Here is a 14,872-nt window from a genome sequence, read left to right on the forward strand (position 1 = left end):
CCTATGAGCCTCAATCTGTACCAGAAGCTGAGTCAGCAATATGAACAACAGGAAGTTGAAGCTGAAGCTCGCCAGCACCGCGAATATGACCCGCTGTTTGCCGAATGGGCACAGGGCTGTGGTGAAGTAAAACACACCGCTGCGACTCAGTTGCAGGTGTTTGAACTGGCGACCGCACTGCTCGAAGGTGGTCTGATCACCGACCGCGCTGATTGCTATCGCAAACTGATGGCGCTTGATCAGCTGACCAATCAGGCGATGTGGCTGGTGGTCCATATGACCTATGCCAAACACGTATTCCTCGATGGCCGCGACCTGCAGGCGGACGATTTCAAACGTGATCCGCAGGGCCATACCGGTGGCTCGCTCAACATGGTTCCGGCTTATGCTGCATTGCTGGCCGTGAACAGTCTGACCGGCCAGCACCGTGACTGGATGATGGGCCAGGGCCACTGTGTCGCTGCCATTGATGCCATCCAGCTACTGACCGGAACGGCACTGCCGGAACGCAAAAAGCAGTATCCGCTGACCGATGCCGGGCTGAGCAAGTTCGTACAGGATTTTTACAACTACCGTGTGCGTCCGGATGGCAAACCGCTGTCGCCGCTGGGCAGTCACGTCAATGTGAACACCGCCGGTGCCCGCATTGAAGGCGGCTATCTGGGCTTTGCCGGTCTGCAGTACGTGCACCAGCCGCTGCCGGGCGAACGTCTGGTGGCTTTCCTCAGTGACGGTGCCTTTGAAGAACAACGTGGCAGCGACTGGGCTGCGCGCTGGTGGCGGGCAGAAGACAGCGGTCTGGTCAGTCCGATCATGATTGCCAATGGTCGTCGTATCGACCAGCGAACCACCGTTGCCCAGCAGGGTGGCAGTGAATGGTTTATGGAGCATCTGAGTAATCAGGGCTTTGCCCCGTTTGTCATTGATGGCCGCGACCCGGCAGCCTTTGTCTGCGCCATGTACTTTATGGAACAGCACCTCAGCCATGCGGCAGAAACCGTCTCCAGCGGTGCCGCCAGTTATCCGGTACCACTGCCGTACTGCATTGCTGAAACGGTAAAAGGCTATGGTTTTCCGGGTGCCGGCACCAACGCTGCCCACGGTCTGCCACTGGGCGCTAATCCTCGTTTGCACAACGAAGCGCTGGGGTATTTTCACCGCGGTGCCAAAGCCCTATGGCAAAGCGAAGAGCAATGGCGCGCAGCGGTAGCTCTACTGAATCAGCCGAAAGCACCGCTGGCACCTGTGGCCGTAACCATTAACCGCCACGACCCGCACTGGCTGAAAGACAGTATTGCACCGATGGCGGCGATTGATGGTTACTTCACCGATCTGGTGGAAGTGAACCCGCACCTGCGCGTGCGCGTCGGCAACCCGGATGAATTGCGTTCCAACCGCATGAACCAGACGCTGGACCTGCTTAAGCATAGGGTCACCGAGCCGGAAGAAGGCGTTGCCGAAGCCGTGGATGGCGCAGTCATTACCGCACTCAACGAAGAAGCCGTGGTCAGTGCCTGTCTGGCTAACCAGTCGGGTCTGAATATGGTGGTGTCGTACGAAGCCTTTGCTACCAAGATGCTGGGAGCATTGCGCCAGAGCATTATTTTTGCCCGTCACCAGAAAGAAAGTGATGATCCGGCGCCATGGCTGGGTATTCCGGTTATTTCTACCTCCCATGTGTGGGAAAACGGTAAGAACGAACAAAGCCATCAGGACCCAAGCCTGGCGGAATCCCTGCTAGGCGAAATGGCTGATATGGCAAGGGTGGTGTTCCCGGCCGACGGCAACTCAGCCATGGCCTGTGTCAAAGCCTGCTACGGCGATCTGGGTACCATCTGGAATATGGTGGTGCCTAAATCCGTGATGCCTGCCGTATTCGACGGTAAACAGGCAGCCATGCTGGTACAGGACGGCGCGATCTGCGTACGCGGCAACTGTGCTGCCGAACTGCAGCTGGTGGCCTGTGGTGCCTTCCAGTTACAGCAGGCTCTGAAAGCCTCCGATCGCCTGAAAGAGAAGGGCGTGGCGCACTCGCTGATCTATCTGCTGGAGCCAGGACGCTTTCGCACACCGCGTGATGAATACGAGGCCGCCGTACAGGCCGACCCATCGGTGCTCGACGCGCTGTTCCCGGCACGGGTGCAGCAACGGGTATTCCTCACCCATACCCGTCCGGAAGTGCTGCTGGGCCATGCGCGTATGCTCGATCTGGGGCCGAAACGCACGGTGGCGCTGGGATACGTGAATCAGGGCGGCACGCTGGATACTGAAGCGCTGTTGTTTGCCAACCGCTGTACCTGGGCTGATGCGCTGGCGGCACTGGCGCGACTGAGTGAGCGCGAACCGCAGGAATGGTTAAGCGCAGAGGAATGGGCCGCCATCAGCGGCGATGGCGATCCGTATCAGGTGATTCGTCACCCCTATCCAAAGTTGTAGATAACTGTCGCTTCCTGCAGTGTTTAACCCTTTACGACTGCCGTATAGTAAAAGGGTTGCTGGCTGAGCACCGGCCAGACTGAGCAGGGAGTGCACAGTATGTTCTGTCTGACACCTATCTTTTCGGCGCGGCGGCGGATACGTCTACGGCTGCGCCTGTTATCTGCGCTGTTGTTACCGACAGCGCTGTTATGCAGTGCTTTCAGCGCCAGTGCTGCTGACGTAGTGATGTGGAATCGCAATTTTGATACCGCTCCGGTGGATGCCATTCTGGCGCTGGCATTGCGTAAAACCCGTGACCTGTATCCCGCTACCGGGGTTGCCCGTACAGAGCCGATGGAATTTGACCAGGCCATTCAGGCACTGCGCGATAACGACGGTCGCATGGATATTATCAGTGCTGCGGCATCTGCCACTCTGGAACGCGATTTCCTGACTGTACGCTTTCCGGTATTAGGAGGTTTGCTGGGCAAACGGGTATGCCTGATACGCCGTGGCGATGAAGCACGCTTTCGCGACGTACAGACGGCGTTCGATTTCCGTGAGAAAAATCTGCGTATCTGTCAGGGCGAACACTGGCCGGATACTTCAGTGTTGATACGCAATGGTCTTCCGGTGGCCACTTCCGAGGAATATCGTCAGCTGTTCTCTATGTTGCAGAACAAAGAGTGCGACTGCTTTCTGCGTGGTGCGCAGGAAATTCTGCCTGAGTATGAAGCACATCAGCAGCAGGTGATGATTGAGCCACAATTACTGTTTACCTATACCCAACCGGGTTACTTCTATGTGAATAAAAATAATCCACAACTGGCGGGGCGGGTAGAGCTGGGTCTGCTGCGTGCTATGGATGATGGCTCATATCAGAAGCTGTTTACCAGCCTGACACAAAGCTGGCTGGATGAACTGCAACTCAGCGGGCGCACGGTGATTCCACTGAATAATCCGGGCCTGTCGCCGGCCAGCCGCAGTCTGCAATCCCTGTCACCACTCTGGTATCAGCCATGAATCGTTTTCTGTTACCTGTCTCTGTTCTTATGCTGGTGGCGCTGGCCAGCAGCAGTGTTGCCGATAACCATCTTTCTTATTGGTATCGGAATTACAATAACGAGGCCAGTCGTGATCTGCTGACGCTGGTGCTGGAAAAAACCGAAGATTTCTATGGCCCCATAACTGTCAGTAAAAGCCCGCAGATTACTCAGGGGCGGGCGGTTGCCGAGCTGGGTGATGGGCATAAATCGCTGGTATCACTGATTAACGTGGTGGTCGATGAAGAGCGCGAAAAATCGATGATTCCGGTAAAGATTCCCACCGATGGCGGCCTGATCGGTTTACGGGTATGCATTATCCGTAAGGACGAACGTGAGCGCTTTCAGGATATCCGCAGCCATCTTGATATTCGCGAAAAAGGCATAACCTTTGGTCAGGGGCTGCATTGGCCGGATGCGCAGATTCTGCAGGAAAATGATTTTCCGGTGGTGACATCGGCGCGTTACGAAGGCCTGTTCGATATGTTGCGTGAAAAACGTTTTAACTGTTTTCTGCGTGGCGCCAATGAAGCAATAGAAGATCTGAAAAGTTATGGCAATGACGAGCTGATGATTGAGCCGGACTTATTGTTTGCCTATCCATCGGCGTCTTTCTTTTTTGTCAGTCAGGGCGACAGTGAGCTGGCAGCCCGGCTGGAGCTTGGGCTGCGCCGTGCGATTCTTGATGGCAGTTATGAAGCCTATTTTCGTCATCATTATCAGCCAGCCATTGACGAACTGAAGCTCGATCAACGGCGCATTATTCGTTTAAATAATCCGTTGCTGAGCGATCAGACACTGCTCAACGCTGCCGAAAAATTACGTCTTGGTGATGGCAAGCTGCCAATTTACTGAACGTTGGTAACAGGCAAAAAAAAGCGCCGCATAAGCGGCGCAAAGTTGAGCAGAGGGTGTAAAGCTTTTCGCTCAGACCGCTTCGCGAGCTTGAGCCTGCTGCACCTGCGGCTTGGAGTATTCCAGTGCAGAATCCTCAAGGTTCGCCATTTTCAGCAGCGTCATATCCATAAAATAGTTCTGGTACAGTTTCCATGGGCGCAGATCACCTTGCTTCGGCAGAGTGTCTTTTACCCGGGCAATGTAGCCTGACTGCATATCAATAAACGGAATACGTTTAATAGAAGAATCGTTGCAACGAGGCGTTACCTGACGCACGCCTTTCTGGTCCATATGCTTCAGCAGACGGCAGATCCAGGTGGAAATAAGATCGGCTTTCAGTGTCCAGGACGAGTTGGTGTAACCGAACACCATGGCCATGTTCGGCAGGTTTTCGAACATTACGCCACGGTAACTCATGCTCTCGTTCGGCACGAATGGCTTACCGTCGATGGATACATCAATGTTACCCATCATCTGCACCTTCAGACCGGTAGCGGTGATGATGATATCGGCTTCAAGAGTTTTACCGGATTTCAGCAGAATGCCATTTTCGGTGAAACGGTCGATATGGTCGGTAACCACCGAGGCTTTGTTTTCTTTAATCGCCTTGAACATATCACCCTGTGGCACAGCACACAGGCGCTCATCCCAGGGGCTGTATTTCGGTGTGAAGTTTGCCATGTCGTAGTTGGCTGGCAGCTGAGTTTTTACGCCCCACTGCAGCAGACGACGGGCAGCATTCGGGAAATGCTTACAGAAGTTGTAGATTGCCAGCGTAATGGAAATATTACGGCCGCGAATAATACGGTAAGCCAGCTTCTCCGGCAGCACCTTACGCAGTACGGCCACCATGGCATCCTGCTGCGGAACACTGACAACATAGCTTGGTGAGCGCTGCAGCATAGTGATGTGAGCGGCTTTATCAGTCATGGCCGGAACCAGGGTAACCGCTGTCGCGCCACTGCCGATAACCACAACTTTTTTGCCGCTGTAGTCGTAGTTTTCTGGCCAGAACTGTGGATGAATGACATCGCCTTTAAAGTCTTCACGGCCGGCAAATTCCGGTGTAAAGGCTTCGTCGTAGCTGTAGTAGCCGGTACAACCAATCAGGTAGTTACAGGCGTATTCCTTACGCGTACCGTCGGCCAGTTCAGCTTCCAGTGTCCACAGAGCACGATCGCTGTTCCAGCGTGCGCCTTTGATCTTGTGGCCAAAGCGGATGTGCGGAATCACGTTGTGATCTTTCGCCGCTTCTTCAATGTAGTCTCGGATATCGCCGCCGTCGGCAATCCCTTTTTTGTTGGTCCACGGTTTGAACTCGTAGCCCAGGGTAAACATGTCGGAGTCGGAACGGATGCCAGGGTAGCGGAACAGATCCCAGGTACCGCCAATCGCTTCACGGCCTTCGAGAATCGCGAACGATTTGTTCGGACAATCCTGTTTGAGGTGGCACGCTGCACCAATGCCTGATAAGCCTGCGCCGATGATGAGAACGTCAAAATATTCAGTAGCCATAATAATTCCCGCGAATTCGTTGTTATAGGTATTCGTCGTGGTTTTCACTGATAGCTACTTTGGCCTAAGCGCGCAGCTTAAAACAGGTGCTGGTCTGACAGTTTTTTGCCTGCTGTCCGATTTGATGCAGAGGATTCTGTGGTTTTTTACGCTGGGTAAACCGCAGCCATAAGCGGGCTTTAAGGCTGCTAGTGAAAACGTATAAAACCGCCGTAAATCAGGGGTTTAAGACCGGATACGGTGGACAGAAAGTAATAAAGGCTTGTGGCGTATATGCCATTATAGGTTGAATAAGTGACAATGACTGGGGGGTTACATCCAGCCAAAGCGTTTCAGATCGATACGCCAGGTGGCAGAAACTTCCACGTTTTCGGCCAGCAGGCGTTCCTTCTGGCGGGCGTTATGAGGGGCCGGCTGGCTGATTTTACCCTGGGCATTCACTACCCGGTGCCAGGGCAGTGTGGTATCTGCCGGCAGCCGATTCAGCATCTGTCCGACCCAGCGCGCACGACGCGGGTAACCAGCCTGTGCAGCCAGCTGGCCATAGGTAATGACTCGTCCTGCTGGTACTGCGGCAAGAACGGTATACAACTGTTGTAACGGGTCGTTATTCATACAATAAAAAAGCGGCCAGTGGCCGCTTTATCCGAGCAGCTTGCGGTTACAGACGCAGACCGCCATCGACTTCCACCACACGACCAGACATGTAGTCGTTTTCCATCAGGAAGGCGACGGTCTGTGCGATTTCATCTGGTGCACCCATGCGCTTAGCCGGGATACCTGCGGTCATTTTGTCCAGAGCTTCCGGCTTCATGCTAGCGGTCATTTCTGTGGCGATAAAGCCCGGAGCGATGGCGTTGGCACGAATACCGTAGCGCGCCAGCTCTTTGGCCCATACCACGGCCATACTGGCAACACCGGCTTTCGCCGCTGAGTAGTTGCTCTGGCCCATGTTACCGGCACGGGAAATACTGGAGATGTTGATAATACAGCCGCCTTCACCGCCTTTGATCATCTGAATGGCCGCTTCACGTCCACACAGGAATACGCCGGTCAGGTTAACGTCGATTACCGCCTGCCATTGGGCCAGCGACATCTTGCTGATTTCACCGTCCTTAACTTTTACCATCAGACCGTCGCGCAGGATACCGGCGTTATTCACCAGACCGTGCAGACCGCCCATATCCGCCGCGATAGCAGCGAAGGTTGTTTCCACGTCGTCTTCTTTGGCGACGTTGCACAGGTAAGTGGAGGCACTGCTGCCCGCTGCTTCTACCTGACGTTTGGTCTCATCCATGTGGCCCTGATCGAGGTCGATCACAGCAATCCTTGCCCCTTTGCCTGCCAGATAGACCGCCATTGCACGGCCCAGGCCCTGACCACCACCGGTCACAGCGATTACTTTATCCTGAAGATCCATCGTGAACTCCTGAGAAATCAAATCGGGGAATGACTGAACAGGCTGTTCAGCCGTTAAGAAAACCACCAGAAGTATAAACCCGCACTGACCTGAATTGTCCTGAAAATGGCCGGACAGGGCCTGATCAGCTAATAAATCCATCCTAAGTATTAGCACCAGGGCATGAATACCCGGGTTTCATCGCAAGGCTGCAACACAGCGGTAACAGGCGGCAGCCTCAATGGAAAAAGTTTCGACCGGAAACACGGCTGCCAGATTGGAGAGAAATCGGCCCGATTGCTGAAGAATGCTCAATGTGATCAAGTGTTTAGCTATCGAGTGAGCATTTCTGCAAGTTTTAATGCGCAATTCTCGCCTTGATTCGTTTCCGGGCGGTCGGTAGCTTGATTTAAAGCCAATAACAATAACGAGCTTCACTATGACCTTACCGCTGGATGGCATGACAGTACTGGATCTGTCGCGCTTGTTACCGGGCCCTATGTGCAGCCTGCACCTGCAGGATATGGGGGCACGCGTGATCAAAGTGGAAGACACCAGCGGCGGTGACTATACCCGCACGCTGGGCATGCCACCGGGCATGATCAGCCCGGCCTTTCATTTGCTCAATCGCGGTAAAGAATCCATCAGTGTCGATCTGACTAACAGTGATGGCCGCGAGCTGTTACTGCGCCTGGTGGCCAGGGCAGACATCCTGCTGGAAAGCTTTCGCCCCGGCGTGATGAGCAAACTGGGGCTGGATTACGACAGCCTGAAAGCGGTGAATCCTAAGCTGGTGATGTGCTCTATATCGGGCTTCGGCCAGACTGGTCCATGGGCTTCCCGGGCCGGACACGACATGAATTACTGCGCCGTTACCGGCGTGCTCGATCAGAATGGCAATGCCGGTGAAGCGCCCGCTCTGAGTAACTTCCAGATTGCTGATCTGGCTGGTGGCAGCCTCAGTGCGGCCATGGCCATTCTTGCGGCGGTAGTGGGCAGCCTGCGTCACGGCAGTGGCAGCTATCTGGATATCTCCATGACTGACTGCACCTTCGCCAATAACTTTATACCGTTAACCACCATGAACCTGTTTGGTAAGGCGATGCCGCGCGGAGAAGACATGCTCACCGGCGGTCGTCCGTGTTACTCGGTGTATCGCACACAGGATGATCGCTATATGGCGGTCGGCGCGCTGGAGAAAAAGTTCTGGGAAAGCGTCTGCGATGTGCTGCAACAACCGGATTGGAAAGCCCGTTATAACGACATGGGCCCAGCTGCTAAGGCACTGAAAGCCGAAGTAGCCGAGGTATTTGCCAGCCAGCCACAGGCGCACTGGCGAGAAGTATTTGCCGATCAGGACTGCTGTGTCACGCCGATTCTGACACCGCAGGAAGCCTTCGCGCACCCGCAGTTACTGGCGCGTGAAATGGTAGCCGAACTGAAAACCGCACAAGGCATGAACCTTAAGCGGCCGCAGTCGCCGTTTACGTTTAATGGTGAACGCGCAACGTGCGCAGAAGGCGGCCCGCTGCAGGGGCAGCACACTGTCAGCATTCTTGAATCCCTTGGTGTTGCCCGCGATCAGATAGATCAATGGCAGACCGACGGCATTGTCCGTACTCACAATCAGTAATGAATTAATCAGCGATAACAATAAAAGGATGGCTTTAACATGATTCCACGTAGCGTATTTACCGAAGAACACGATATGTTCCGCGACAGCGTGCGCAAATTTATGCAGCGCGAAGTTCAGCCTCACTGGGAAGAGTGGGAAGAGCAGGGACATATTTCCCGCGAAGCCTGGCTGAAAGCCGGCGAGGCCGGCATTCTGTGTACGCACATTCCGGTGGAGTATGGCGGCTCTGGTGTGGATTTCCGTTACTCGGCCATTGCCATTGAAGAGCAGGGTTATGTGTTTGCTTCCGGTCCGGGCTTCTCACTGCACTCCGATATTGTTGCGCCTTATATTCTGCATTACGGCAACGAAGAGCAGAAACAGAAATGGCTGCCAAAAATGTGTACCGGTGAAGTGATCACCGCCATTGCCATGACCGAACCGGGTACAGGTTCCGACCTTGCAGGTGTGCGTACTACCGCAGTACTGGATGGCGACGAATACGTTATTAACGGGTCAAAAACCTTTATTACCAATGGTCAGCTGGCTGACCTGTACATTGTGGTGTGTAAAACAGACACCACTGCCGGTGCCAAAGGTGTCAGCCTGATGCTGGTGGAAGGCAATCGCGCAGGCTTCAGCCGTGGTAAAAATCTTAAAAAAGTCGGTATGAAAGCGCAGGACACATCCGAACTGTTCTTCGACAACGTGCGCGTACCAAAAGAAAACCTGCTGGGTCAGAAAAATGCAGGCTTTATTTACCTGATGCAGGAACTGGCTCAGGAACGTCTGAGCGTTGCCATTATTGGTGCCGCAGCTGCGCGTGCCTGTTATGACGCCACTGTGGAATACGTAAAAGAGCGTAAGGCATTTGATAAGCCTATTGCTGCATTCCAGAACACCCGCTTCAAACTGGCCGAAATTCGCACCGAACTGGAAGTAACCCAGTGCTACGTAGACCGCTGCCTGGAACTGCACTGCGAAGGAAAACTCAGCATCGATGCAGCAGCTTCAGTAAAACTGTGGGCAACCGAAGCTCAGGGTCGCATCATTGACGAATGTGTACAGCTGCACGGCGGTTACGGTTACATGTGGGAATACCCTGTTGCTCGCGCCTGGGCAGATTCACGTGTGCAGCGTATTTACGCCGGTACATCAGAAATTATGAAAGAAATTATTTCGCGCACGATTTAATTTCCCGCTTATCAGTGGTTTTCAGTGTCGCGTTAATCATTAACGCGTCGCTACAGATTTAACGTACCTGCACTGGTTAATGAACCGCAGGTACATCAGAGGATTGTTAAAATGACCGATGCGTATATTTTTGATGCCGTGCGTACACCGCGCGGCAAAGGCAAGAAGGATGGCAGCCTGCACAGTGTAACTCCGGTTTCGCTGATGTCCGGACTGCTGCGCGATTTACAGAGCCGTCACGACCTCGACACCGCGGCCATCGACGATGTGGTGCTTGGCTGTGTTGAACCAGTAATGGAGCAGGGCGCTGATATTGCCCGTACCGCCGTGTTAATGGCCGACTATGCACAAACCTGTGCCGGCACCGTGGTCAGCCGTTTCTGCGCCTCAGGTCTGGAAGCGGTGAACATGGCAGCCGCAAAAGTTAAAGCGGGGGAAGCACAGCTCACCATTGGTGGCGGCGTTGAATGTATGTCGCGCGTACCAATGGGGTCCGGTGGTGGTGCCTATTACACCGACCCGCGTGTTACCGATAAATTATCGTTTGTACCGCAAGGCATTTCAGCCGATTTAATCGCTACACTGCATGGTTTTTCTCGCCAGGATGTCGATGCCTACGCGGTTGAATCTCAGCGTCGCGCCAAGCACGCCTGGGATAACGGCTACTTTGCAAGATCCATCATGCCGGTAAAAGATCAGTTTGGATTAACCCTGCTTGATCATGACGAACTGATGCGTCCTGAAGCCACCATTGAAAGTCTGGGCAGTCTCAAGCCTTCGTTCGAAATGCATGGCGGCATGGGGTTTGATGCAGTTGCTCAGCAGGTGTACCCGCAGGTAGAGCGCATTAATCACGTCCATCACGCGGGTAACTCATCCGGTATTGTCGATGGTGCGGCTGCCGTATTAATCGGTACCAAAGAAATGGGCGAAGCGCTGGGATTAACTCCGCGTGCGCGTATCCGCGGCGCTGCATCGGTCGGTTCTGAACCAACCATCATGCTTACCGGACCGGCCCCGTCAGCGCGTAAAGCACTGAAAAATGCCGGTATGAAAGCATCTGATATCGATCTGTGGGAACTGAACGAAGCCTTTGCATCGGTGGTTATGCTGTTTATGAAAGAGCTGAACATCGACCACAGCAAAATTAACGTGAATGGTGGTGCCATCGCCATGGGGCATCCGTTAGGTGCAACCGGTGCCATGATTCTGGGTACTGTGCTCGACGAGCTGGAGCGCCGCGACCTGAATACCGCATTAATTAATCTCTGTGTCGGTGGTGGTATGGGCACGGCCACCATCATTGAACGCGTTTAAAACAGCGGCTTTTTGGGGATAAAAGGAAACATTATGAATATCTTCACACACGATATCGACGCTCAGGGCATTGCTGTTCTCACCTGGAACGATCCAAATGGTCCGGTCAATTCTCTGGCTCAGAGCGCTGTAGTCGCACTGGGCGAAGCTATGGATGCACTGCTGGCCGATGATGCGGTTAAAGGCATTGTATTAACCTCTGGCAAAGCGGATTTTGTGGTTGGTGCCAACCTTAAAGAAATTCAGACCATGCCGCAGGAACCTGCGACCATTCTGGCGTTTATCCGCGCTCTGCATACCATTCTGCGTAAAACCGAGCAGGGTGGAAAACCTGTGGTCGCGGCCATGAACGGCACCGCGCTGGGCGGTGGTATGGAAGTCGCACTGGGCTGCCACTACCGTATTGCGGCCAACAATCCGAAAGCCCGTTTTGGTTTTCCGGAAGTGAATCTGGGTCTGCTGCCGGGTGGTGGTGGTACTCAGCGTCTGGCACGTATGCTGGGAATTCAGGCCGCCATGCCATGGCTGCTGCAAGCCACTCAGGTGGACCCGCTGGCGGCACAGAAAGCAGGGCTGATTAACGAAGTGGTAGAGGCCGATCAGTTAATTACCCGCGCTAAACAGTGGATCAGCGAAAACCCGAAAGCGTGCGTTCAGCCGTGGGATGAGAAGAAATTCCGTATGCCGGCTGGTGAAGTACAGTCGGCCAAAGTGGCGCAGGTGTTTATGGGCGCACAGGCCATGCTGCGCAAGAAAACCATGGGCAACTACCGCGCACCACAGCTGATTCTGCAGGCGTTATTTGAAGGCTGTCAGCTGCCGATCGACCAGGCGCTCGACACCGAAGCGCGTTACTTCACTGAACTGCTGCTGTCGGATCAGGCTAAAGCCATGATTCGTACCTTCTTTGTGGCGCTGCAGGATGCCAACAAACTGAAGAACCGTCCGCAGGGTGTGGATAAAAAACGCTTCACAAAGATTGGTGTACTGGGCGCCGGTATGATGGGTGCAGGTATCGCCTATTCATCCGCTATGAGCGGCATGGATGTGGTGTTGCTGGATACAACACAGGAATCTGCAGATAAAGGCAAAGCCTACTCCGAAGGCTTGCTGAAAAAGCGTGTAGCGCGCGGCAAAATGGCACAGGAAAAAGCCGACGCAACTCTGGGACGTATTCTTGCCACCACCGACTTCAACGACCTGAAAGGCTGTGAGCTGGTGATCGAAGCCGTATTTGAAGATCGTACGATTAAAGCCGACGTGACCGCCAAAGCCGAAGCTGTCATCGGTGACGATGCGATTTTTGCCTCCAATACCTCAACCCTGCCGATTACCGGCCTGGCCGAAGCCAGCCAGCGTCCGGCGCAGTTTATTGGCCTGCACTTCTTCTCACCGGTAGACAAAATGCCACTGGTGGAAATTATTCTCGGTGAAAAAACCTCCGATCATACACTGGCCTGGGCACTGGATTATGTGCAGCAGCTGAAGAAAACCCCGATTACCGTTAACGACAGTCGCGGCTTCTATACCTCACGGGTATTTAAAACTTACGTGCTGGAAGGTATGGCCTTGCTGAAGGAAGGCGTTGCCCCGGCGCTGATTGAAAATGCCGGCAAACTGGCGGGTATGCCGGTTGGCCCACTGGCATTGAGTGACGAAGTCTCGCTGGAACTGATGGATCGTATTGGCCGCCAGACCCAGAAAGATCTGGGTGATGCATACGTGCCTCACCCGGGCGATGAGGTTGTGCAACTGATGGTGCATGAATGGAAACGCATTGGCAAAAAAGCTGCAGCGGGTTTCTACGATTACCCGGCTGACCCACAGGCGAAGAAATCGCTGTGGAGTGGGCTGGATAATGCCTTCCCGCAGGCAGAACAGCAGCCGGATGTCGACTACGTGATCGACCGTTTGTTGTATGCGCAGGCGGTGGAAACCCTGCACTGTGTATCAGAAGGCGTTATCCGCCGTGCCCATGAAATTGATATCGGTTCCATCTTCGGCTGGGGCTTTGCGCCACATACCGGTGGTGTGATTTCCTTTATCGAAACTATGGAAGGCATGGAAAACTTCATCGTCAAAGCCGATGCACTGGCCGACAGCATGGGCGAACGCTATCGCGTACCGCAAATGCTGCGCACGATGGAAGCCGAAGGGCAGTCGTTCTACGGTTGATGGCTGGAAGTCTGGCCGCTCCTGCATAAGCTGCAGGAGCGGACCATGCTCGCAACAGGGCCAGCACTTGTGCCATCTTTGCAATGACGTCTTCGCATTAAAAATTGCAGGAGTTGCAGTTAGCAACGAAATGACGCTGCAGGAGTCAACGCTGGCAACGCAGCATACCGTAGGAGTTGCTGTTAGCAACGATGCAGGCGAAGCCTGCAGGTTTGCCTGCGGTTAAATTTACTCTGATTGTCCATCCCTCCCTTTCCCGTTCGTCCTGAGCAACGAGGCACGAGTGTCCGTCGAAGGATGCCATTAGCGGAATGAAACTCCCAGAACATCCGGCTCAGCAAACTACCAGGATTATTTGATTGGAAGAATGTGTTAGCGTGGGTGTTCATCACGACCCGATAGTCTCCAATGAATAATGATCCAAGGCTCGCCAATACAAAAAAATCCTGAAAATACGAACGCTGCTTTACATCGTTTTTGCTTTGGGAAGTCCGGTGGCCATTGCCACAGGCCTTGCGATAGGCTCGGAAAAAACCGCGATGGCTTTGTTTATGGCCAATGGATTTTTGTCGTTTGGCATTGTCTTCTGTCTGCGTGCAATTGATATCTGTCCGTGGTGTACCAAGCCCTTTCTGTTTGCTTACGAACCTTCCCGAATGATGAAAGGGGGGGGATGGGCGTTTCGTACAAATTGTTCGTACTGCGGCAAGCCACACAGCGAGTAATTTCCTGTTTCTGGCGGTTTTTCAGGCATCAAAATACCCCCTGCGCCATCACTGCTGTCCCACAAATTTTTATTTGAACTTTTGCGAGATATTCCAGGCCCCTTGTCCTCATAGAGGGGCCTTCCGATACGTCGGACCGCCCCTATCGCCGGACGGGCTTAACTCCTGACCGCCAAGGATGGCGGAAATGCAGGTTTTGCAGGAGCAAAAACCGGCCCGCTTCGCGCTGTCCTGGCTCGTTTGCCCTTGAAACCTCGATATTTCCTGACCTCGCGCCCCATCGGCCATCCATGGCCGGGGCCGCTTGCCCGAGTCCCTTCGGGCATGTCGGAAATATCTACGCTTTCTGCGGCGAGCCCAGAGGCGCTGTGTTAGTTAACCTCACCGCCTTATTTCAAACGTCACGCAGAATCTGAATGTCATGTCTCTGACTGAAATTCAGCAATGGCGTCGTAGTAAAAAGCAGCATAGAGGGAGCCATTCCTTCGCCTCCTGGAGCGCCGATATGAACGATGATTTTTCTGGTCCGCCGGGCATGGATGCCCGACGAGCGGACGGCGACAGGGATGTCGCA

General features: G+C 53.9%; 10 protein-coding genes. 7 read left to right on the forward strand and 3 right to left on the reverse strand.

Going from position 1 to position 14,872, the window contains the following annotated elements; genetic code table 11:
• Positions 1-3 precede the first annotated feature (3 nt).
• The 3 genes from I9W95_RS13365 to I9W95_RS13375 all read left to right on the forward strand — a co-directional run bounded on the left by I9W95_RS13365 (position 4) and on the right by I9W95_RS13375 (position 4,316).
• On the forward strand, positions 4-2,436 hold the full coding sequence (locus I9W95_RS13365; RefSeq protein ID WP_225675708.1) for a phosphoketolase family protein: 2,433 nt from the start codon (positions 4-6) through the stop codon (positions 2,434-2,436).
• Between the two features lie 99 nt (positions 2,437-2,535).
• A complete protein-coding gene (locus tag I9W95_RS13370) occupies positions 2,536-3,441 on the forward strand; it encodes a substrate-binding periplasmic protein (protein ID WP_225675710.1) in 906 nt (301 codons plus the stop codon).
• Positions 3,438-4,316 (forward strand): transporter substrate-binding domain-containing protein, encoded by an 879-nt coding sequence (locus I9W95_RS13375; protein WP_225675712.1) that lies wholly within the window; start codon positions 3,438-3,440, stop codon positions 4,314-4,316. Before I9W95_RS13370 ends, I9W95_RS13375 begins: the two co-directional genes overlap by 4 nt.
• 72 nt (positions 4,317-4,388) lie before the next feature.
• On the opposite strand, the gene I9W95_RS13380 is transcribed toward I9W95_RS13375, so the two are convergent.
• From I9W95_RS13380 to I9W95_RS13390, 3 genes are all read right to left on the reverse strand, one after another.
• Positions 4,389-5,873 (reverse strand): flavin-containing monooxygenase, encoded by a 1,485-nt coding sequence (locus I9W95_RS13380; RefSeq protein ID WP_225675714.1) that lies wholly within the window; start codon positions 5,871-5,873, stop codon positions 4,389-4,391.
• Between the two features lie 312 nt (positions 5,874-6,185).
• A complete protein-coding gene (locus I9W95_RS13385; protein ID WP_225675716.1) occupies positions 6,186-6,488 on the reverse strand; it encodes an MGMT family protein in 303 nt (100 codons plus the stop codon).
• A gap of 46 nt (positions 6,489-6,534) precedes the next feature.
• Positions 6,535-7,293, reverse strand: coding sequence for an SDR family oxidoreductase (locus tag I9W95_RS13390; RefSeq protein WP_225675718.1), 759 nt, complete (start codon positions 7,291-7,293; stop codon positions 6,535-6,537).
• Positions 7,294-7,711: 418 nt separating this feature from the next.
• On the opposite strand from I9W95_RS13390, the gene I9W95_RS13395 reads away from it, so the two are divergent.
• From I9W95_RS13395 to I9W95_RS13410, 4 genes are all read left to right on the forward strand, one after another.
• On the forward strand, positions 7,712-8,905 hold the full coding sequence (locus I9W95_RS13395; RefSeq protein ID WP_225675720.1) for a CaiB/BaiF CoA transferase family protein: 1,194 nt from the start codon (positions 7,712-7,714) through the stop codon (positions 8,903-8,905).
• 39 nt (positions 8,906-8,944) lie between these two features.
• A complete protein-coding gene (locus I9W95_RS13400) occupies positions 8,945-10,081 on the forward strand; it encodes an acyl-CoA dehydrogenase family protein (protein ID WP_225675722.1) in 1,137 nt (378 codons plus the stop codon).
• A gap of 111 nt (positions 10,082-10,192) precedes the next feature.
• Positions 10,193-11,398, forward strand: coding sequence for an acetyl-CoA C-acetyltransferase (locus I9W95_RS13405; RefSeq protein WP_225675724.1), 1,206 nt, complete (start codon positions 10,193-10,195; stop codon positions 11,396-11,398).
• A gap of 33 nt (positions 11,399-11,431) precedes the next feature.
• A complete protein-coding gene (locus I9W95_RS13410) occupies positions 11,432-13,573 on the forward strand; it encodes a 3-hydroxyacyl-CoA dehydrogenase NAD-binding domain-containing protein (RefSeq protein WP_225675726.1) in 2,142 nt (713 codons plus the stop codon).
• Positions 13,574-14,872 lie beyond the last annotated feature (1,299 nt).

The organism is Thalassolituus marinus (assembly GCF_020320395.1).
Taxonomy (GTDB): domain Bacteria; phylum Pseudomonadota; class Gammaproteobacteria; order Pseudomonadales; family Oceanobacteraceae; genus Venatoribacter; species Venatoribacter marinus.